The sequence below is a fragment of the Microbacterium sp. AC035 genome, assembly GCF_979258485.1.
Map to the genome: position 1 here is coordinate 1,984,810 of NZ_OZ409858.1, position 19,674 is coordinate 2,004,483.

General features: G+C 68.7%; 18 protein-coding genes. 13 read left to right on the forward strand and 5 right to left on the reverse strand.

The window, feature by feature from the left end; all coding sequences use genetic code 11:
- Positions 1-66: 66 nt before the first annotated feature.
- Together ACZ0AA_RS09695 and ACZ0AA_RS09700 are read left to right on the forward strand one after the other, a co-directional pair.
- Positions 67-594, forward strand: coding sequence for a TetR/AcrR family transcriptional regulator (locus ACZ0AA_RS09695; RefSeq protein WP_463512794.1), 528 nt, complete (start codon positions 67-69; stop codon positions 592-594).
- A gap of 130 nt (positions 595-724) precedes the next feature.
- A complete protein-coding gene (locus ACZ0AA_RS09700) occupies positions 725-1,780 on the forward strand; it encodes an alpha/beta hydrolase (protein WP_463512795.1) in 1,056 nt (351 codons plus the stop codon).
- A 99-nt stretch (positions 1,781-1,879) separates the two neighbouring features.
- Here the strand turns inward: ACZ0AA_RS09700 and ACZ0AA_RS09705 are convergent, their stop codons facing one another.
- Together ACZ0AA_RS09705 and ACZ0AA_RS09710 are read right to left on the reverse strand one after the other, a co-directional pair.
- Entirely contained in the window at positions 1,880-3,253 is a 1,374-nt protein-coding gene (locus tag ACZ0AA_RS09705; RefSeq protein ID WP_463512796.1) for a pyridoxal phosphate-dependent decarboxylase family protein, read from the reverse strand.
- 9 nt (positions 3,254-3,262) lie between these two features.
- Complete coding sequence (locus ACZ0AA_RS09710) at positions 3,263-4,009, reverse strand: TetR/AcrR family transcriptional regulator (protein WP_463512797.1); 747 nt, start codon at positions 4,007-4,009, stop codon at positions 3,263-3,265.
- A 92-nt stretch (positions 4,010-4,101) separates the two neighbouring features.
- Here ACZ0AA_RS09710 and ACZ0AA_RS09715 point away from each other — a divergent pair, with 92 nt between their 5' ends.
- The 6 genes from ACZ0AA_RS09715 (at position 4,102) to ACZ0AA_RS09740 (ending at position 11,105) form a co-directional block, all read left to right on the forward strand.
- Positions 4,102-5,142, forward strand: a complete 1,041-nt coding sequence (locus ACZ0AA_RS09715) for an agmatine deiminase family protein (protein ID WP_463512798.1) — start codon at positions 4,102-4,104, stop codon at positions 5,140-5,142.
- Positions 5,139-6,854, forward strand: coding sequence for an amidase (locus tag ACZ0AA_RS09720; protein WP_463512799.1), 1,716 nt, complete (start codon positions 5,139-5,141; stop codon positions 6,852-6,854). Before ACZ0AA_RS09715 ends, ACZ0AA_RS09720 begins: the two co-directional genes overlap by 4 nt.
- Before the next feature lie 92 nt (positions 6,855-6,946).
- On the forward strand, positions 6,947-7,801 hold the full coding sequence (locus ACZ0AA_RS09725; RefSeq protein ID WP_400866425.1) for a tryptophan 2,3-dioxygenase: 855 nt from the start codon (positions 6,947-6,949) through the stop codon (positions 7,799-7,801).
- A complete protein-coding gene (locus ACZ0AA_RS09730; RefSeq protein WP_463512800.1) occupies positions 7,801-8,985 on the forward strand; it encodes an amidohydrolase family protein in 1,185 nt (394 codons plus the stop codon). Before ACZ0AA_RS09725 ends, ACZ0AA_RS09730 begins: the two co-directional genes overlap by 1 nt.
- A gap of 1 nt (position 8,986) precedes the next feature.
- Positions 8,987-10,240, forward strand: a complete 1,254-nt coding sequence (locus tag ACZ0AA_RS09735) for a kynureninase (protein ID WP_463512801.1) — start codon at positions 8,987-8,989, stop codon at positions 10,238-10,240.
- Entirely contained in the window at positions 10,230-11,105 is an 876-nt protein-coding gene (locus tag ACZ0AA_RS09740; protein WP_463512802.1) for a PaaX family transcriptional regulator, read from the forward strand. The genes ACZ0AA_RS09735 and ACZ0AA_RS09740 overlap by 11 nt, the downstream gene beginning before the upstream one ends.
- On the opposite strand, the gene ACZ0AA_RS09745 is transcribed toward ACZ0AA_RS09740, so the two are convergent.
- Positions 11,083-12,081: a LacI family DNA-binding transcriptional regulator gene (locus tag ACZ0AA_RS09745; protein WP_400866437.1), complete on the reverse strand. Its 999-nt coding sequence runs from the start codon at positions 12,079-12,081 to the stop codon at positions 11,083-11,085. The two genes, ACZ0AA_RS09740 and ACZ0AA_RS09745, sit on opposite strands and share 23 nt — an antisense overlap.
- A 163-nt stretch (positions 12,082-12,244) precedes the next feature.
- Here ACZ0AA_RS09745 and ACZ0AA_RS09750 point away from each other — a divergent pair, with 163 nt between their 5' ends.
- The 4 genes from ACZ0AA_RS09750 to ACZ0AA_RS09765 are packed head-to-tail and all read left to right on the forward strand — an operon-like array spanning position 12,245 to position 17,783.
- On the forward strand, positions 12,245-13,540 hold the full coding sequence (locus ACZ0AA_RS09750) for an ABC transporter substrate-binding protein (RefSeq protein WP_463512803.1): 1,296 nt from the start codon (positions 12,245-12,247) through the stop codon (positions 13,538-13,540).
- Positions 13,521-14,543, forward strand: a complete 1,023-nt coding sequence (locus tag ACZ0AA_RS09755) for a carbohydrate ABC transporter permease (protein ID WP_463512804.1) — start codon at positions 13,521-13,523, stop codon at positions 14,541-14,543. The genes ACZ0AA_RS09750 and ACZ0AA_RS09755 overlap by 20 nt, the downstream gene beginning before the upstream one ends.
- Entirely contained in the window at positions 14,540-15,430 is an 891-nt protein-coding gene (locus ACZ0AA_RS09760) for a carbohydrate ABC transporter permease (RefSeq protein WP_295103432.1), read from the forward strand. Before ACZ0AA_RS09755 ends, ACZ0AA_RS09760 begins: the two co-directional genes overlap by 4 nt.
- A gap of 49 nt (positions 15,431-15,479) precedes the next feature.
- Complete coding sequence (locus ACZ0AA_RS09765; RefSeq protein ID WP_463512805.1) at positions 15,480-17,783, forward strand: beta-xylosidase/alpha-l-arabinosidase; 2,304 nt, start codon at positions 15,480-15,482, stop codon at positions 17,781-17,783.
- A 4-nt stretch (positions 17,784-17,787) separates the two neighbouring features.
- Here ACZ0AA_RS09765 and ACZ0AA_RS09770 read toward each other — a convergent pair whose 3' ends face one another.
- Positions 17,788-18,438 (reverse strand): Type 1 glutamine amidotransferase-like domain-containing protein, encoded by a 651-nt coding sequence (locus ACZ0AA_RS09770; protein ID WP_463512806.1) that lies wholly within the window; start codon positions 18,436-18,438, stop codon positions 17,788-17,790.
- A 90-nt stretch (positions 18,439-18,528) separates the two neighbouring features.
- The gene (locus ACZ0AA_RS09775; protein WP_463512807.1) at positions 18,529-19,014 is read right to left on the reverse strand and encodes an FBP domain-containing protein; all 486 of its coding nucleotides are present in this window, start codon (positions 19,012-19,014) and stop codon (positions 18,529-18,531) included.
- A gap of 311 nt (positions 19,015-19,325) precedes the next feature.
- Here ACZ0AA_RS09775 and ACZ0AA_RS09780 point away from each other — a divergent pair, with 311 nt between their 5' ends.
- Positions 19,326-19,673: a hypothetical protein gene (locus ACZ0AA_RS09780; RefSeq protein WP_463512808.1), complete on the forward strand. Its 348-nt coding sequence runs from the start codon at positions 19,326-19,328 to the stop codon at positions 19,671-19,673.
- The last annotated feature ends 1 nt before the right edge of the window (position 19,674 follow it).

The following is a 19,674-nucleotide window of genomic DNA, read 5'->3' on the forward strand; positions in this document are numbered from 1 at the left end:
GGTGGTCTATGATGGCTACAGTACGTAGCTATCATAGCTATTGTCAATAGCCATGAAGGAGCCCGGATGCCGACCCCCGAACGCACCTCGTTGGCGGCCATCGTCGACGCCGGCCGCGACATCCTCGAATCCGCCGGACCCGCCGGCCTCACGATGCAGGCGGTCGCCGAGCGCGTGGGTGTGCGGGCACCATCGCTCTACAAGCGGATCCGAGATCGTGACGCGCTGATGTCCGCGGTGGCGGAGGCCTCCGCCGATGCGCTGACGAACCGCCTCGACACCGCGGGCGACGAACTCCCCCTCCTCGCCGCCGCCTACCGCGCCTTCGCGCACGAGCACCCCGAGGCGTTCCGCCTGCTGTTCACCGCGTCCGCGCCCGAAGACGCCCTCCACCGGACGTCCGCTCCGGTGCTGCGCTCGTGCGCCGACCTCGTGGGGACGGAACATGCACTCGACGCCGCCCGGCTCTTCACCGCCTGGGCGACCGGGTTCCTGCAGATGGAACTCGCCGGCATGTTTCGTCTGGGAGGCGACGTCGACGCGGCATTCGACTATGCGATGGGGCGGATCATCGCCGGGCTGACCGCCGACTGAGCACGCGCGCCGGTGAGCGGAAGCCGATACGCCGACACTGGTGGCGTTGCCGGTGCCGCTGCCGCTGCGGGTGCGGGTGCGCCGAGATCGACCGGAATACTGCCAAGATGATGCGCGGAGAGGGGTTTCCATGACCACGAGCGCGCACGAAGACGAATCCGTCCGCCCGAAGAGGGCTCGACGCCCGTGGCACCGCACGAAGGTGGCGGTGGGACTGGTCCTCCTCGTCGCCGCTGTGGTGGCGATCATCGGCGCACTCACGCCCTGGCCCTCCGCCATGCTCATCCGCTCGGTGTTCACGAAGGGCGGCGATGAGACCGCCGCCGAGATGGACAAGTACGTGCCCGACACGAAGCTCACCGAGCAGCTCGACGTCGCGTACGCCGACGGCGGTGCGGACACCACGATGGACGTCTTCACGCCGGAATCCGCCACCGCGCCGCTGCCTGCGGTCGTCTGGATCCACGGCGGTGCTTGGATCTCGGGGTCGAAGGAGAACGTGGATCCGTATATGCGCATCCTCGCGGCCGAGGGTTACACCACCATCGCGGTGAACTACACGATCGGACCCGAAGGCGAGTATCCGCTCGCGGTGCACCAGCTCAACGACGCGCTCGCCTACATCGACGAGCACGCCGAAGAGCTGAACGTCGATCCGAACCAGATCGTGCTCGCCGGCGACTCCGCCGGAGGTCAGCTGGCCAGTCAGATGGCGACGCTGATCACGAGCCCCGAATACGCCGAGATCATGGACATCACCCCGGCGCTGAAGGCCGAGCAGGTCGTGGCGACCGTGCTGAACTGCGGCGTGTACGACCTCGCGGCACTCGCGGCCCTCGACGGCGTCGTCGGCTGGGGCCTCAAGACGTCGATGTGGGCGTATGCCGGAACCAAGACCTGGGCAGAGGGCCCGACCGGCTCCACGATGTCGACGATCGACTGGGTGACCGAGGACTTCCCGACGACCTACATCTCGGGCGGGAACGGCGACGGGCTCACCTGGCTGCAGTCGATCCCGATGGCGAAGCGGCTGGAAGCGCTCGGCGTCGACGTGACGACCCTGTTCTGGCCGGCGTCACACGAGCCTGCACTGCCGCACGAGTATCAGTTCCACCTCGACATGCCCGACGCGCGCACGGCGCTGCAGCAGACGATCGATTTCCTCGACGCCCACACCACGCGGTGAGGAAGCCTTGCCCCGTTCCGCACAGGGTGCCCCGTTCCGCAACAGATATCCCGAGATGGGTCCGCGAATCGGGACATCGTGTGCAGATCGGGCGCCGCACTACTTCATCGTGTCGAGGATGCCGACGAGGTCGTCGAACGTCGTGAGCGGGTTGAGGATCGCGAACCGGGTGTTCGGGCGCCCCGCGTGCGAGCTGGGCACCACGAACGCGCGCTGCGAGTCGAGGAGCTCGTCCGACCAGCGGTCGTAGTCCGCACGCTCCCAGCCCTCGCGTTCGAACACGACGACCGAGAGCTGCGGGTCGCGCACGAGTCTGAGCTCGGGGCGGGCGGCGATCTCGGCGGCGACCCTCTGTGTCAGAGCGAGCGTCGCGCTCACAGCCTCGCGATAGGCGGTCACGCCGTAGGTCGCGAGCGAGAACCACAGTGGCAGCCCCCGAGGGCGGCGAGTGAGCTGGATCGAGTAGTCCGACGGGCTGAAGTCGCCGGCGTCGGTGAGGGTGTCGAGGTACTCGGCGTGCTGCGTGTGCGCTCGGCGTCCCGCGTCGGGGTCGCGGTAGAGCAGCGCGCAGCAGTCGAACGGAGCGAACAGCCACTTGTGCGGATCGACGATCACCGAGTCGGCGCGCTCCACTCCCGCGAAGACGCCACGAGCCTCGGGAGCCAGCATCGCGGTGAGCCCGTAGGCGCCGTCGATGTGCAGCCAGAAGTCGAACTCGTCCTTCAGCGCAGCGATGCCGGCGATGTCGTCGACGATGCCGAAGTTGGTCGAGCCGCCGGTGGCGACCACCGCGCAGATCTCGTCCCCGTGTTCCGCGAGCGCCTCACGCACGGCATCCGCTCTCAGCTTGCCGTCGTCGCCCGCGGGCACGAGCAGCACGTCGGCATCCATGACCTTCGCAGCCGACTTGTTCGAGGAGTGCGCCTCGACGCTGCACACGATCTTCCAGCGACGAGGGAGCTCCTTGCCCGCCTCGAGCAGCGTCGCCTTCGCCGCCTCGCGTGCGGCGACGAGAGCCGACAGGTTGCCGATCGTGCCGCCCTGCACGAACACGCCACCGGCGGTGTCGGGGAGGCCGAACTCGGAGGCCAGGAACGACAGCACCTCGTTCTCGGCGTGCACGGCTCCCGCGCCTTCGAGCCAGCTGCCTCCGTAGAGGCCGGATGCCGAGACCACGAGGTCGAAGGCGATCGATGCGATCGTGGGCGCGGTCGGGATGAACGACAGATACGACGGGTGGCTCGTCGTCAGACAGGCCGGAGCGAGGATGTGCTCGAACACGCTGAGCGCTCGCTGCGAGCCGAGCCCGGCATCGGTGATCGTCGTGCCGACCAGACGATCGAGCTCGGCCGGCGACTGGGGCTTGTCGAGAGGCACATCGGCCGCGAGCATCCGCCGGCGCGAGTAGTCGAGCACCGCGTCGACGATCGCCGTCGATTCGGCCGAGGCCGCGTGCATGCGTTCTGCTCCCATGAGCTGTCCTTACCTGAGGGTTTCTGCGGGCTGTGCGGGGTGTGCTGCGGGGTGTTCGCGGATGCGTACCGGTAGATCGGCCGCCGGAACATCGAGCACCGCGGAGAGGGTGCGGCGAGCGAGATCGGCTCGATCGCGGGGCGCCCAATGCACGAGCGAGTGGGCGCTCATGCCGTCGACCATGGCGAGCAGCATCCATGCAGACGAGGCGGGGTCGACTTGCCCCGGCTTTTCTCTCAGCACCGGGTTATCTCTCAGCACCGGGTTTTCTCTCAGCACCGGGTCTTCTCTCAGCACCGGGTCTTCGACGATCGCGCGGGCGATGAGGTCTTCGAGGGCGCTGTGCCAGAGGTCCATCTCAGCGCGCACCCTGGTGCCGAGCGCCTCGTTGCGGGCACCGAGTGCCCACGACTGCACCCACACCATCGCGACGTCGTCGCGCGAGTCGTCGAGCAGCGTCTCGATGAGCCGCAGCAGGTTGGTGCGCAGGTCGACGCTCGGGTCGTACGAGGCGATGACCTCGTCCCGTTCGGCCGCGACGATCGTGGTGAACACCTCGGCTACGAACGACTCCATCACCGGCCGGTAGTGCGCGACGAGGGCCGGTGTGACGCCCACCCTGGCGGCGACGGCACGCACGGTGAGGGCCTCGAGTCCGCTCTCCGCCGCCAAGGCCACGGCACCGTCGACGATCGAGCGTTCGCGCTCCTCAGGCGGCAGACGGCGAGGCGCGTCGGCTCTTGACGTGGTCTTCATCACGGGATACCGTATCACTCGTTGATCACGTGTTCAATAGGCGTCACGGCTCCTCATGCCCGAGGTCGCGATCAGCAGCGAGGGAGACAATCATGGCCTGGCACATGCCCGCCGAGACCGCACCGCACGACCGCACCTGGATGGCGTTCCCCGCCGAGGGACCCACGCTGGGCGAGACCTCTGCCGAGCGTGACGAGGGCTACGCGACATGGACCGCCGTCGCCCACGCGGTCGCCGAGTTCGAGCCGGTCACGATGATCGTCGACCCTGCTGAAGTCGCTCGAGCACGACGGATGCTCAGCGGGGGCATCGACATCGTCGAGGCGCCGGTCGACGAGTTCTGGATGCGCGACTCCGGCCCGACCTTCGTGATCGACCCCGAGCGGCCGGGCGTGCTCGGCGCGGTCGACTGGATCTTCAACGGCTGGGGCGCGCCGGCATGGGCGCAGTGGCAGAAGGCTGCGCAGCACGCGCGCATCATCGCGGGGGCCGTCGGCGCCGAGCTCGTGAGCTCGACCCTCGTGAACGAGGGCGGTGGAATCCACGTCGACGGCGAGGGCACGGTGCTGCTCACCGACACCGTGCAGCTCGACCCCCGGCGCAACCCGTACGCAGACAAGGCACGCGTCGAGGCCGAGATGGCACGCACACTCGGCGCCACGAAGGCCGTGTGGTTGCCTCGCGGCCTCACCCGCGACTACGACGACTTCGGCACGAACGGGCACGTCGACATCGTCGCGACGATCGTCTCCCCCGGCCGACTGCTGCTGCACGAGCAGCAGAACCCCGGGCATCCCGACCACGAGGTGACCCGCGAGCTGCGCGCGCACCTCGCTCAGCAGACGGATGCCGCCGGTCGCCGGTTCGAGATCGTCGACCTGCCGGCGCCTGCGACCCTGCGCGACCACGAGGGGTTCGTCGACTGGAGCTACGTCAACCACCTGGTCACGAACGACGGGGTGGTGGCGTGCGGTTTCGGCGATGACCAGGCGGATGCCGCGGCACGGGCGATCCTCGCCGACGTCTACCCCGGGCGCCGGGTCGTCACCGTCGATGCGCGCCCGCTGTTCGACCGCGGCGGCGGCATCCACTGCATCACCCAGCAGCAGCCGAGGGTGGGGGTGCCCGCATGATCGACGTGGTCGAGGCCTCCATCGCCCGACTGCGGCGAGCGCTCGAGGCCGGCGAGGCTACCGCCGTCGAGCTGGTCGACGCCTATCTCGCCCGCATCGATGCCTACGACGGCCCCGAGACCGACACGGCCCTGAACGCGGTCGTGGTCCGCAACCCCGATGCCCGTGCAGAGGCAGCCGCATCCGATGCTCGACGGGCACGCGGCGAGGCGCTCGGCCCGCTCGACGGCATCCCGTACACGGCGAAGGACAGCTACCTGGTGCGCGGGCTGACCGCCGCCGCCGGCAGCCCCGCCTTCGCCGATCTGGTCGCGCAGCGCGATGCGTTCACGATCGAACGTCTGCGCGCGGGTGGCGCTATCTGCCTCGGACTCACGAACATGCCGCCGATGGCGAACGGCGGCATGCAGCGAGGCGTCTACGGCCGGGCTGAGAGTCCGTACAACGCCGACTTCCTCACCGCACCCTTCGCCTCAGGGTCTTCCAACGGCTCCGGCACCGCGACGGCGGCGAGCTTCGGAGCCTTCGGCCTGGGTGAGGAGACGTGGTCGAGCGGCCGCGGGCCGGCCACGAACAACGCGCTCTGCGCCTACACGCCCTCGCGCGGCGTGATCTCGACGCGCGGCAACTGGCCGCTCGTGCCGACCATGGACGTCGTCGTGCCGCACGCTCGCTCGATGGCCGACCTGCTGGAGGTGCTCGACGTGATCGTCGCCGACGATGCGGAGACGCGCGGCGACTTCTGGCGCGCGCAGCCCTGGGTGACGCTGCCGCTGTCTTCCGAGGTGCGACCGGAGTCGTATGGCGCCTTGGCCGCCGAGGCGGCGACGGCTCTGCGCGGTATCCGCATCGGTACCCCCCGCATGTACATCAACGCGGACCCGGCTGCCGGCACCGCCGCTGACCCCGGCATCGGCGGCCCCACGGGGCAGCGCATCGAGACGCGCGCCTCGGTGATCGCGCGCTGGGAATCCGCACGACGCGATCTCGAGGGTGCCGGCGCGACCGTCGTCGAGGTCGACTTCCCCGTGGTGTCGAACTATGAGGGCGACCGGCCGGGCGCACCGACCATCTTGTCGCGCGGTCTGGTGACGCCCGAGTATCTGCGCCGCGAGATCATCGACCTGTCGGCGTGGGGGTGGGAGGACTTCCTGCAGGCGAACGGGGATCCGCGGCTGCATTCGCTCGCGGAGGTCGACGGCGCGACGATCTTCCCGCACCCGAAGGGCGCACTCCCCGACCGCTACACGGGCTTCGACGACGACATCGCCGAGTACCCCGACTGGGTGCGCGCAAACCAGGGCATCGGGTTCGAGGACATGCCCGAGCTCGCAGACGGCCTGCGCGGCCTGGAGGATACGCGTCGCATCGACCTCGAGGAATGGATGGACGAGCAGGAACTCGATGCCGTCGTCTTCCCGGCCGTCGCCGATGTGGGCCCCGCCGACATGGACGTGAATGAGGCCTCCGCCGACCTCGGATGGCGCAACGGCACCTGGATCGCCAACGGCAACCTGACCGTGCGCCACCTCGGCATCCCGACCGTGACAGTGCCGATGGGACTCATGGCCGACATCGACATGCCGATCGGCCTGACGTTCGCCGGACGCGCTTATGACGACGCGGCCCTGCTGCGTCTCGCCGCCGCGTTCGAGGCGATCGGCGCACCGGGTGATCGCCGCACGCCACCACCGAGGACGCCGAGGCTCTGACTGCGCATCGCCGCACGCAAGACATTTCACTATTGTGACGCTCGACACGATTGTTATATGTTTGCCCTGTCCGTCACGACAGGAAGCGACCCATGACCTCCGAGAACAACGAGCGCGAGCTCGAGGCCGGCATCGTCACCGATCTGTCCGGGCGGATGACCTACGGGTCCTACCTCTCGCTCGACCAGCTGCTCACCGCGCAGAATCCGGTCAGCGTTCCAGAGCACCACGATGAGCTGCTGTTCATCATCCAGCACCAGACCACCGAGCTCTGGCTGAAGCAGCTGCTGCATGAGCTGTCATCCGCCCGCGAACTGCTCGCGAGCGATGACCTGCGCGAGGCACTGAAGCGGGTGGCCCGGGTCAAGCGCATCCAAGACGTGATGACGCAGCAGTGGGCGATCCTCGCGACCCTCACCCCCACCGAGTATGCGCAGTTCCGCGGAGCGCTCGGCAACTCCTCGGGCTTCCAGTCGGTGCAGTACCGCGCGGTTGAGTTCGCCCTCGGCAACAAGAACGAGAAGATGCTCAGCGTCTTCAGCGACCACCCCGCCAACCTCGCGCTGCTCACCGCCGAGTGGCACAAGCCCACGCTCTACGACGAGTTCCTCCGCTACGCCTCGCGGCGTGGCCTGCCGATCCCTGCCGAGATCCTCGACCGGGACGTGCGCCTCCCCTACCGCGAGACCCCCGAACTGGTGCCTGCGATCCGTGAGATCTACCAGAACCACCAGCAGCACTGGGACCTCTACGAAGCGTGCGAAGACCTGGTCGACCTCGAAGACAACTTCCAGTTCTGGCGCTTCCGCCACCTGAAGACCGTCGCGCGCACGATCGGCATGAAGGTCGGCACCGGCGGCTCGAGCGGAGTCGGCTTCCTGCAGCGCGCCCTCGACCTGACGTTCTTCCCCGAGCTCTACACCGTGCGCACCGAGATCGGCAGCTGATGAACGCAGCGACCTTCTTCGATGGCGAGGAATGGCGCGACGGCATCATCGAGATCATCGACGGACGGATGCTGCTGCGCGACGAGTCGCCGGCATCCGATCTGCGCTCTTCCGGTCTGCCGAGGCTCGACGGCGTGATCGTCGGCGGCTTCACCGACCACCACGTGCACCTGCAGCTCGTGGACCACACGCTGCTGCACGCGTCGGCGCTGAGTCGCGTCACAGATCTGGGCGCGAACCCGGCCGTCCTCGCCGCCCTCTCGGCGACGATGCGCGTGGCCGAGAACCCGTGCGCGAACTCGGGCGGGGCCAGAAACGCATCTGCTGATCCCAGCGGGGCCAAAAACGCATCCGAATCGACGTTCTCCGGTGCATTATTGACCCCGTACGAGATAACGGCCCCGCACCGGTCGACGACCCCGCACGGGTCGACGGCCCCGCACGGGTCAACTACCCCGCACGGGACGGCCCCGCACCCGACCACGCACCCCGTCTCGGTCGAGTTCGCCGGCGCATTCCTCACTCCGGTTGGCGGCTACCCGAGCGACCGGGACTGGGCGCCGGAGGGGTCCTTCCGCGAGATCGCAGACACCGCAGCCGCCGAACGCGCTGTGGCCGAGCTGGCGGATGCCGGCGCATCCTGCATCAAGGTCGCGAGCAACGCCACCGCCGGCCCTGTTTTCAGCGACCAGCTGTTCCGCGCGATCGTCGGGGCCGCCGCCGCACGCGGGCTCCCGGTCGTCGCGCATGCCGAAGGCACCGGAGAAGCGCAGCGCGCCGCTCGGCTCGGCGCCACCCGCCTCGCACACGCCCCGTTCACCGAGCGGCTCGACGATGACGAGGTCGTCGCACAGGCCGCATCCGTCGCCTGGGTCTCGACTCTCGCGATCCACGACGCCGACAGCGCGGAGCGAGTCACCGCAGTCGACAACGTCCGTCGCTTCCACGCCGCCGGCGGCACCGTGCTCTACGGCACCGACATGGGCAACGGCCCGACGCCCGTCGGTCTGAACCCCGCCGAGCTCACCTCGCTGCGCGACGCCGGCCTCGAAGGCATCGACCTGCTCCGCACGCTCGCCCCGCAGAACCCCCTCGATACCGCTGCACTGCTCCTCGCACTACCCGGCATCGACGCCGACCCGACACTCGCCCGACCGCTGACCAGCGCCGATCTGAAGGCTTGACATGACCGACATCCGCGACGCCGCGACCATCGAACGCTCGCTCCTCGACCTCGCCGGCGCCCTCGACGCCGCCGATCCGCTGCACGCCCACCTCGACGCGTTCGCCGAGGCTCCGGGGGTCGGCGCCTACCTCGACGGCAACTCGCTCGGACGCCCGCTGAAGGAGACGCCCGAGAAGCTCGCCGCATTCGTGCGCGACGACTGGGGCACCCGACTGATCCGCTCGTGGGACGAGCAGTGGATGGCGCTGCCCATGGAGCTCGGCGACCGCATCGGCAGCCTCACTCTCGGCGCCGAGCCTGGACAGACGGTCGTGGCCGACTCGACGAGCGTGCTGATCTACAAGCTGATGCGCGCCGCCGCGACCGCCGACGCCTCGCGCACCGAGCTCGTGATCGAGGCGGGCAACTTCCCCACCGACCGGTTCATGGCCGAGGGCGTCGCCGCCGAGACCGGCATGACGGTGCACTGGATCGAGCCCGACCCGGTGCTCGGGGTGCAGATCGCCGATGTCGTCGCCGCCATCTCCGAACGCACGGCCCTCGTCTCGCTCAGCCACGTCGACTACCGCTCCGGTGCCCTCGCAGACATGCCCGGCATCACCGACGCCGTGCACGAGGTCAGCGCGCTGATGATGTGGGACCTCTGCCACTCGGCCGGAGTGATCCCGATGCAGCTCGACGCCTGGGGCGTCGACATGGCGGTCGGGTGCACCTACAAGTACCTCAACGGCGGCCCCGGCTCCCCCGCGTTCGCCTACCTGCGGCGCGAGCACCAGGGCGTGCTGCGCCAGCCGATCCAGGGCTGGTGGAGCGCCGCGGACATCTTCGCGATGGGACCGCAGTACGTGCCGGCCGGCGACATCCGGCAGCTGCTGAGCGGAACCCCGCCCGTGACCTCGATGCTCGCGATGCAGGGGATGCTCGACCTCATCGAGCAGGCGTCGATCGAGGCCGTCCGCGAGAAGTCACTGGCACTCACCGACTTCGCCGTGCGTGCGTATGACGAGGTGCTGGCGCCCCTCGGCGTGCGGCTGCTGAGCACGCGAGATGCTGCACTGCGCGGCAGCCACGTGACGATCGGCCACCCTGACTTCCGGGCCGTGACGCAGCGCCTGTGGGCCGACGGCATCATCCCCGACTTCCGCTTTCCCGATGGCATCCGCCTGGGGCTCTCACCGCTGAGCACCTCGTACGTCGAGACGCTCACCGGCGTCCTCGCCGTGCGCGACGCCCTGGAGTCGCATGACCGCTGACCCCGCTGAGCAGGCGCCCGCAGGCCCCGTGCTCGACGACATCGATGCGCGACCGGGCAGCACGGCATCGATGCTGCGCACTCTGGTGGGGTTGTATCTGCGACCGCTCGGCGGCTGGATCTCGGCGGCCGACCTGGTCGCGCTCGCGGGCGATCTCGAAATTCCTCCGGCGCAGGCACGCACCGGCGTCACCCGCCTCAAGCAGAAGGGCCTGCTGCTCGCCGAACGCAGGCACGCGGTCGGCTATCGACTGAATCCCGATGCCGTCACGATGCTGGAGCGGGGCGATCGGCGCATCTTCGAGATGCGCGAGATGACGGATGCCGACAGCTGGTGCCTCATCTCGTTCTCGATGCCCGAGACCGCCCGCGCCACGAGGCACCAGCTTCGCCGCCGCCTGCAGTGGATCGGGGCGGGCGTCGTGTCTCCCGCGCTGTGGATCTGCCCCGGGCATCTGCAGGACGAGGTTCTCGAGATCGTCGACGACCTCGACGCCAGCGAGTGGGTCACGCTGTTCCAGGCCGGCGCCCCGACGACCGCGCGCACACTGCCGCAGGCGGCCGCCGACTGGTGGGACCTCGACACCTTGCGCACCGAACACCTCGAGTTCCAGTCCTCGCTCGCGACGCTTCCCTCCGCGCCGTTCGCCGCCTACGTGCAGCTGATCGACCGCTGGCGCGTGCTGCCCTACATCGATCCGGGTCTGCCGCCCTCGATGCTGCCGGCGGACTGGCCGGGCAGGCGCAGCGTCGCGGAGTTCCTGAGGCTGTCGACAGAGGTATCGGATGCCGCGTGGCAGCGCGTGCGCGACGTCACCTCGACGCACACCGCCTCGACCCAGGTCACCGCGGCGGCGCGGTCGTAGCCCGCACCACGAGCCGCGTCGGCAGGATCACGTGCATCTCGTCGATCTCCTGCCCCGAGAGCAGGGTGAACACCATGTCGGCCGCGACAGCCCCGAGCCTGCGCATCGGCTGCTGGATCGTCGTGAGCGGGAGCGCCCTTCTCGTGGCCTCCGGCACGTCGTCGAACCCGATCACCGAGAGATCGTCGGGCACGCGCAGACCGAGCTCGTGCGCGACGTCGATCACCGCGATCGCCGAGAGGTCGTTCGCGGCGAAGATCGCCGTCGGCCGGGATTCACCGCTCAACATGATCCGGGCGGACTCCCTCGTCGCGTCGAGCTCGTAACGGCCTACGCCGACGAGTGAGGGATCGACCGGGATGCCCGCGTCGCACAGGGCCCTGCGGTAGCCGGCATCTCGGAGCCCGGCGGATCTGAGGTCGGGGCGGCCCGCGAGGAACCCGATGCGGCGGTGGCCGAGTTCGATCAGATGCCTGGTCGCGGCGAGCGCGCCCCCGAAGCTGTCGGATTCGACTGTGGGCAGATCAGCCCGACCCGTGTGGGGATCGATCGCGACGACGGGGATCTCGGTGCCGGCGCTGACGACCGTGGGGGTGACCATGATCGCCGCATCGATCAACGTGCCGGAGAGCCTGCTCAGGGATCGGCGCTCCCATCCGTCGCCCGCGCCGAGGTTGGAGCCGCTGTACGCGAGCAGATCGAACGCCGTGTCGTGCACGGCAGAGCCGACGCCTTTCAGGATCTCGGCGCTGAAGGGCTCGAAGTCCGCCAGCAGCACGCCGATCACACCGGTGCGCCGCGCGCGCATGCTGCTCGCCACGAGGCTCGACTCGTAGCCGAGCTCCTTCACCGCGTCGAGCACCCGCTGCACCGTGGCATCCGCGATCCCGTACCGGCCGTTCACCGCCTTCGAGACGGTCGACACAGATACCCCCGCCGCTTTCGCGACGTCATGGATCGTCGTGCGTGCCCCCATGAGACGCCAGCGTAGCCGCCCGAGGAATGCGATGGAAACTGTTTTCGAAAACGTTTGACGATTGGGCCCGCCCGCCGGAGACTCATGCCACTGCGGTCTCACCTGAGCGTCCGCAGGCGCCCCGCAGTGACGCGGCGCGCAACTCGATGAGGAGAACGATCACATGAACAGCAGAAGGCTCCCCCTCGCCTCCGCGGTCGCAGCGATGGCCGTCGGAGCGCTCGCGCTCTCGGGCTGCACGGCAGACTCGTCCGGCACCGGCGATGGCGGCGACACCAGCATGACCCTCTGGCACAACTCCACCACCGGCCCGGGAGTGGATTTCTGGGAACAGACGGTCGCAGATTTCGAGAAGGACAATCCGGGCGTCACGATCGACATCCAATCGATCCAGAACGAGGATCTCGACGGCAAGCTGCAGACCGCCCTCAACTCAGGAGACGCCCCCGACATCTTCCTGCAGCGCGGTGGCGGCAAGATGGCCGCCATGGTCAAGGCCGGCCAGCTGAAGGACCTCACCGACGCGGTCTCGGGCCCCGCCGCAGAAGAGATCCCCGATGCCTCGTACAAGGCGAACAGCCTCGACGGCAAGATCTACGCCATGCCCGTCGCCGTGCTCCCCGGCGGCCTCTTCTACAGCCAGGACCTCTTCGACCAGGCCGGCATCACCGAGAACCCGACGACCCTCGAGGAGCTCGAAGTCGCCACCGAGGCGCTGAAGGCGGAAGGGATCGATCCGATCGCCCTCGGCGCCAAGGACGCCTGGCCTGCAGCGCACTGGTACTACTGGCTGGCTCTGCGCGAGTGCAGCTCGGACACGCTCGCCAAGGCCGCGGACGAGATGGACTTCAGCGACGAGTGCTGGGTGCGCGCCGGCGAGGACCTGAAGTCGTTCGCCGAGACCGAGCCCTTCAACTCGGGCTTCCTCACGACTCCCGCACAGCAGGGCGCGGGCAGCTCCGCCGGGCTCATCGCGAACCACCAGGCCGCCATGGAGCTCATGGGCGCATGGAACCCCGGAGTCATCGGCTCGCTCACCCCTGACCAGAAGCCGCTGGCCGACCTGAGCTGGTTCCCGTTCCCCGAAGTCGAGGGCGGAGACGGAGAACCCGGCTCGATGATGGGCGGCGTCGACGGCTACTCGTGCTCGGTGGATGCACCGGACGCCTGCGTCGACTTCCTGAACTACATCGGGACCTCGGATGTGCAGACCGCGTACTACAAGGCCTTCAACGCGCCGCCGGTCAACACCGTCGCACAGGAGGCCGTCACCGAGCCCTACCTGCAGACGATCCTCGAGGCGTACAACGCCGCTCCGTATGCGACGCAGTGGCTCGACACGGTCTACGGCCAGAACGTGGGCAACGCGCTGAACGTCGCCGTGGTCGACCTGCTCGCCGGCAACAGCAGCGCGGAAGACCTCGTCAAGGCTGTGCAGGATGCCGCAGCGAAAGCGTGACATGCGTGCCCGGCTGGAAGTGATCCTTCTGGCCGGGCCCGCCCTGCTCGTGTTCCTCGCCTTCGTCATCTTCCCGGTGCTGATGGCGGCGTACTACGGGTTCTTCAGCTGGCAGGGCTACGGTCCTCCCACCGACTTCGTCGGGCTGAAGAACTACCTCACGATCCTCCAGGATCCGCTGTTCCATGATGCGCTCGCGCACAACGGCTTCATCCTGGTGTTCTCTCTCGTGCTCCAGGGCCCGATCGCCATCGTGCTGGCGCTGCTGCTCAACCGCAAGATGCGCGGCCAGTCGCTGATCCGCGTGCTGATCTTCGTCCCGTACGTGATCTCCGAGGTCGTCGTGGGCACGGGGTGGAGCCTGATGCTGCAGACCAACGGCGCGATCAACGCGATGCTGACGAACATGGGCCTCGGGTTCCTCGCCACCGACTGGCTGTCGGATCCCGGCATCGCGATCTGGACGCTGATGGCCATCATCACGTGGAAGTACATCGGCTTCGCGGTCATCCTGTTCCTCGCGGGCCTCCAGGGAATCCCGGAGGAGCTGCACGAGGCGGCGGCGATCGATGGCGCGTCCTACTGGCAGATCCAGTGGCGCATCACTCTGCCGCTCCTGGCGCCGACCCTGCGCATCTGGGCGTTCCTGTCGATCATCGGCTCACTGCAGCTGTTCGACCTCGTCTACATCATCTGGGGCCAGTACATCGCGTCCACCGCGGGCACGTCGACCATGGCGACCTACATGGTCTCCGAGGGCCGCAACGCCGGCAACTACGGCTACGGCAACGCGGTCGCGGTCGTCCTGTTCCTCATCTCGCTCGTCGTCGCCCTCATCTATCAGCGTGCGGTGCTGCGCAAGGACACCGACGGCGCCCTCACCGGCGCCTCGGGTCGCAAGCGCGGCTCCCGGTCGCGCGCGTCGCAGGAGGCCGTCCCGCAGGATCCCGGCGCAGACGCCGGCTCCGGTGCAGACGCCACACAGAAGGAGTACGTCCGATGACCGCCACCTCGGTGCTCGTCACCCAGCGACCCGCACGTCTCGGACGCCCGGGTCGAACCGCCAAGCCGAAGCTCCCGTGGGCGCATCCGACCGTGTACTTCGTCGCGCTGATCGCCGTCGGACTGATGCTCGCGCCCATCGCATACATCATCACCGGCGGGTTCCGGACGAACGCGCAGATCACGACGGACCCGTCGGGGTTCCCTTCTCCCTGGGTGGTGTCGAACTACCTCGATGTCCTCACCGGAGACGTGTTCTGGCGGCTCGTGGGCAACTCGACGATCGTCGCCCTCGCGACCACCGTGGGCACCGTCGCTCTCGCGCTGATGGCGGCATACGTCCTCGCTCGATACCGCTTCGCAGGCCGCGGCGTGCTGTACGCCTTCTTCGCCGCGGGCCTGATGTTCCCGCTGACCGTCGCGATCACCCCGCTGTACATCGTGGTGCGCAGTCTCGGTCTGATGAACTCCCTCGGCGGAGTGATCCTGCCGCAGATCGCCTTCGCGCTGCCGACGACCATCATCATCCTCGTGCCGTTCCTCCGGGCGATTCCCGACGAGATCGAAGAGGCCGCATTCATCGACGGATGCAGTCGCATCGGATTCTTCTGGCGGATGGTGCTGCCGCTCTCCCTGCCGGGAGTGATCACGACCGGCATCCTGGCGTTCATCGGCAGCTGGAACGGATACCTGCTGCCGCTGTTCATCCTCAACGATGCCTCCGCGTTCACGCTGCCACTCGGGGTGCAGTCCTTCGCCTCGCAGTACTCGGTCGACACCGCGAAAGTGCTGGCCTTCACCTCGCTGTCGATGATCCCGGCGCTGATCTTCTTCAGCCTGTTCGAGCGGCGCATCGTGGGAGGGCTGACCGGTGCTGTCAAGGGCTGATGCGGTCGCCGTCGCGACACCCCACGCCGACGAGAACGAGAAAGAGAACATGATGTCGCAGTCCCCCGGCTCAGCCGCTCATTCGCCCCGCGTCGAGGCCCTCCTGGCTCGCATGACGCTCGACGAGAAGCAGGCGCAGCTCGTCGGCTTCTGGGTCGACCAGGGCGTCGAAGTGGTCGCCCCGATGTCGGGCGAGAAGAAGAGCTCGACGCGCTACGAGGATGCCTCCGCACACGGGATCGGCCACCTCACCCGCGTGTACGGAACCCGCCCCGTCGACCCGGTCGAACGGGCTGGGTGGCTGTGGGCCGAGCAGCGCCGACTGCAGAAGGAGACCAGACTCGGCATCCCGGCCATCGTTCACGAGGAGTGCCTGACGGGGCTCGCCGCGTGGAAGGCGGCGACCTTCCCGACACCGCTCGCGTGGGGCGCGTCCTTCGACCCCGAGCTCGTCGAAGAGGTCGGCCGGGCGGTCGGCTCATCGATGCGTTCGCTCGGGATCCATCAGGGCCTCGCTCCGGTGCTCGACGTCATCCGCGACCCCCGCTGGGGCCGGGTCGACGAGTGCATCGCCGAGGATCCGCTCGTCGTCGGCCGGGTGGGCACGGCGTATGTCCGCGGCCTGCAGTCCGAGGGAGTGCACGCGACGCTGAAGCACTTCATCGGATACTCCGCCTCGAAGGCCGGACGCAATCACGCTCCCGTGAGCGCCGGTCTGCGCGAGATCGAGGACGTGCTGCTCCCGCCGTTCGAGATGGCGATCCACGAGGGTGGCGCCCGCAGTGTGATGAACTCCTACGTCGACATCGACGGCGTGCCCGTCACCGCAGACGCGCGCTATCTCACCGGCATCCTGCGCGATCGCTGGGGCTTCGACGGAGTGGTCGTGTCTGACTACTTCGCGGTCGACTTCCTGCACAGCATGCACCGGGCGGCTGCCGATTCTGCCGATGCGGCCAGGGTCGCGCTCACCGCGGGAATCGACGTGGAGCTGCCGTCGCCCGACGCCTTCGTCACGCTCGCCGAGCAGGTGCGCGACGGCCGACTCTCTTCGGAGATCCTCGACAGGGCCGTGGGCCGCGTGCTCGCGCAGAAGGAGGAACTCGGACTTCTGGATGCCGACTTCGACACCCCTCCGACCGCGATCGACCTCGACCCGGCCGCGCATCGAACGCTCGCTCGGCGCCTCGCCGAGGAGTCGATCGTGCTGCTCAGCAATGACGGTGCGCTCCCCCTCACGCCGACGACGACTTCGCGGATCGCGGTGATCGGCCCCAATGCCGACAGCGCCGAAGCACTGATGGGCTGCTACTCGTTCGTCAACCACGTGCTCGCTCATCACCCCGGGACTCCGGCGGGCATCGACCTGCCGACAGTCACCGGATCGCTGCGCGACGAGTTCCCGGCAGCCGAGATCACCTCGACCATCGGATGCGAGGTCGAGGGCTCCGACCGCTCCGGCATCCCCGCCGCCGTCGAGGCCGCCTCAGCCGCCGATGTCGCGATCGTCGTCGTGGGTGACCGCGCCGGACTCTTCGGACGAGGCACGGTCGGCGAGGGCAACGACGTCGACGATCTCGAACTCCCCGGCGTGCAACGTGAGCTGGTCGAGGCCGTCGTCGCCACCGGCACTCCGGTGATCCTGATCGCGATGACCGGCCGGCCCTACGTGCTCGACTGGGCTCTGCCGGCTCGCGCGGGCGCCGCCGGGACCATGACCGGGCTCGGAGCGGTCGATGCCTCGGCTTCCACGAACGCGGCGTCCGCGGGGATCCCCGCGGCGGTGCTGCAGACGTTCTTCCCCGGCGAGGAGGGCGGCCCCGCACTCGCCCGGCTGCTCAGCGGTCGCGTCGCACCGTCCGGGCGACTGCCGGTGTCGCTGCCGCGGTCGGCCGGGGCGCAGCCGTATTCGTACCTGCACCCTGTGCTCGGCGGACGCACCGATGTCACCAGCGCCGACTCCACCCCGGTGCGGCCCTTCGGCTTCGGCCTGAGCTACACGACCTTCGCCCATGACGAGCTCGTCGCCCCCGCGTCGGTCGCACCCGGCGAGTCCTTCCGGGCGGCGGTGCGCGTGCGCAACACCGGCGAAGTCGCTGCGACGGATGTCGTGCAGCTGTATGCGCACGACGAGGTCGCGAGTGTGACCCGCCCGCTCGCGCAGCTCCTGGACTTCCGACGGGTCGCCCTCGCGCCCGGTGCCGAGGCTCTCGTCGAATTCGACGTGCCGATCGACCGGCTCGCCTTCACGGGTCTCGACGGTGTGAAGCGCGTCGAGCCCGGCGTCATCCGCCTGTGGGTCGGAGGCTCCTGCGACGACGAGGAGACGGTGGCACGGCTCGAGATCGTGTGAAGCGTCAGCCCTCTGCCGACTCGTCCGCCGCCGGCGCTGAGTCGATCATCATTTCGCGATCACCCTCGATCAGCAGCGCCTGATCGTCCCGGAGCAGCAGCAGCTGGTGGGTCGAGCCGTACTTGGCGACCGTCTCGGTGATGAGCGCGGGCGGGTAGGGCGCCAGCATCCCGTCAGCGTGCGGGATCACCGTGCGGCCCATCAGGCCCAGGCCCGTGAACTCGGTCAGGGACGGACCGTCTGCAGGATCATCCATGAGAGAGGCCGGCGCGATGTCGGGGCCTGCGATGATCGCGCCTGCGCTCAGGCCGATGTACGGCAGCCCGTCGCGCACGCGTCTGACGAGCACCTCGTCGTTGCCCGTGACTCTGAGCGATTCGAGCAGGGCGAAGGTGCTTCCGCCTGCCACGTAGACCGCGTCGACGCCGTCGAGCATCGATTCGAAGTCGGATGGCGTCGTGTGCCGGGCCGTGATGTCGACGAGCTCGTGACCGAGGACCTCGATGGCGCGGCGTTCGGCTTGAACGAAGGGCGCGTCCGCATATGCGACCTGGGCATCGCGGATATAGGCGATCCGGAGCGCCGCAGCCGACGACGCTGGGTCGAGGAACGAGCGCAGCGCGCCGGGATTGAGCGAGAGGAGAAGGAGCTTCACCCGCTCATCGTATGGACGGCATGCGACATCAGGCGATGCTCATGGGCGGGTGCCTGCACGGAGCGCCCTGCAGTCACCCGCCCCTGGGCGTCAGCCCTTCACGGAGGTGATGAACGCGGCGACGTGATCCTGCAGCTTGAGGATGCGCAGCTCGCGCGCGAGCTCGCGGTCGTACCCGTCGTAGGCCAGGGGCGGCAGCACCCGGACGTTCGTCGAGCAGCCGAACTCCGTGCACACGAGGGTGCCGATGGTGTCACCCTTGCGACCGGCAGCGCCCGCCTTGCGGGCGACATACAGCTGCACGTCGTTGCGCAGGGTGACGTCCTCGCACCACGAGCACTGGGCCCGCGAGATCACGCGCTGCTCGGCGCGCTGCAGGATCACCCCGGTGATCACGTCATCGACCCACGCGACGACGTACGAGCGCCGAGGGAGCTTGGGGTCGACCCAGCCGAAGTAGTCGAGCTTCTCGAAATCGAGGTCGGCGAAGCCCGCCGGCAGAGAGATGTCAGAGACCTCCTTGCGGGAGGCGTTGATGAAGGAGGCGCGCAGGGTGCGCTCGTCGATGGGACGCATGGGTCGGTGCTTTCGTGTGGGCCGCAGAGGGCGGCGGAAGAGGAATGAAGGGCGGCATCACGACGGATGCCGGGTACGACGCGGTTCCGGGGACGGGATGTTCCGCCTCCGGCCGATCGTCAGCCTCTGTCCGTGGCGCTGAGCGCGCCCACGGCTCCCATCTGCGCTCTATCCGGGATCCGGAGAGCACTTTTCGACAACAGCACCCGGCGAGTCTACGCCCGTTTGTTTCACACCGTGTCGGCGCGGGTTCCGTCTCTCGCGAGGCCGACCTACTCTTGCCGGAACGACCGCTCATGAAGGAGACCACCGTGTCCACGCCGCTGAACCACCTTTCGCCCCTCTCGGTGCGTGAGCGTTCTGCGTGCATGTGCCGGCACGGCTTCGCCTGCTCCTCGTTCGCAGCCGGCCACGCGCTGCACCTGATCCAGGCGCGCATCGCCTCGGCCACGCCGAGCGAATGGGCCGACGCGATCGTCGAGCACGCCGACGAGACCACGGGCGAACTCACCGTGCGCGCCCTCGACGGCACCGCGCACACGCTGTGGAACGCCTCGGGTGCCGCACTCGAGGCCCCGGAGGGCACGCCGGTCGCCCTGCACGTGCGTTACGGCGTGCTGGCCGTCGGCCGCACGCAGTTCAACGTCGCGCTCGCCTGAG

Excerpts from the sequence above, each read along its gene's own strand:
- ACZ0AA_RS09710 (WP_463512797.1), bottom strand. The coding sequence starts at position 4,009 with ATGAAGACCACGTCAAGAGCCGACGCGCCTCGCCGTCTGCCGCCTGAG.
- ACZ0AA_RS09695 (WP_463512794.1), top strand. The coding sequence starts at position 67 with ATGCCGACCCCCGAACGCACCTCGTTGGCGGCCATCGTCGACGCCGGC.
- ACZ0AA_RS09745 (WP_400866437.1), bottom strand. The coding sequence starts at position 12,081 with ATGGGGGCACGCACGACGATCCATGACGTCGCGAAAGCGGCGGGGGTA.
- ACZ0AA_RS09735 (WP_463512801.1), top strand. The coding sequence starts at position 8,987 with ATGACCGACATCCGCGACGCCGCGACCATCGAACGCTCGCTCCTCGAC.
- ACZ0AA_RS09775 (WP_463512807.1), bottom strand. The coding sequence starts at position 19,014 with ATGCGTCCCATCGACGAGCGCACCCTGCGCGCCTCCTTCATCAACGCC.
- ACZ0AA_RS09720 (WP_463512799.1), top strand. The coding sequence starts at position 5,139 with ATGATCGACGTGGTCGAGGCCTCCATCGCCCGACTGCGGCGAGCGCTC.
- ACZ0AA_RS09760 (WP_295103432.1), top strand. The coding sequence starts at position 14,540 with ATGACCGCCACCTCGGTGCTCGTCACCCAGCGACCCGCACGTCTCGGA.
- ACZ0AA_RS09705 (WP_463512796.1), bottom strand. The coding sequence starts at position 3,253 with ATGGGAGCAGAACGCATGCACGCGGCCTCGGCCGAATCGACGGCGATC.
- ACZ0AA_RS09765 (WP_463512805.1), top strand. The coding sequence starts at position 15,480 with ATGATGTCGCAGTCCCCCGGCTCAGCCGCTCATTCGCCCCGCGTCGAG.
- ACZ0AA_RS09730 (WP_463512800.1), top strand. The coding sequence starts at position 7,801 with ATGAACGCAGCGACCTTCTTCGATGGCGAGGAATGGCGCGACGGCATC.
- ACZ0AA_RS09740 (WP_463512802.1), top strand. The coding sequence starts at position 10,230 with ATGACCGCTGACCCCGCTGAGCAGGCGCCCGCAGGCCCCGTGCTCGAC.
- ACZ0AA_RS09715 (WP_463512798.1), top strand. The coding sequence starts at position 4,102 with ATGGCCTGGCACATGCCCGCCGAGACCGCACCGCACGACCGCACCTGG.
- ACZ0AA_RS09755 (WP_463512804.1), top strand. The coding sequence starts at position 13,521 with ATGCCGCAGCGAAAGCGTGACATGCGTGCCCGGCTGGAAGTGATCCTT.
- ACZ0AA_RS09725 (WP_400866425.1), top strand. The coding sequence starts at position 6,947 with ATGACCTCCGAGAACAACGAGCGCGAGCTCGAGGCCGGCATCGTCACC.
- ACZ0AA_RS09700 (WP_463512795.1), top strand. The coding sequence starts at position 725 with ATGACCACGAGCGCGCACGAAGACGAATCCGTCCGCCCGAAGAGGGCT.
- ACZ0AA_RS09750 (WP_463512803.1), top strand. The coding sequence starts at position 12,245 with ATGAACAGCAGAAGGCTCCCCCTCGCCTCCGCGGTCGCAGCGATGGCC.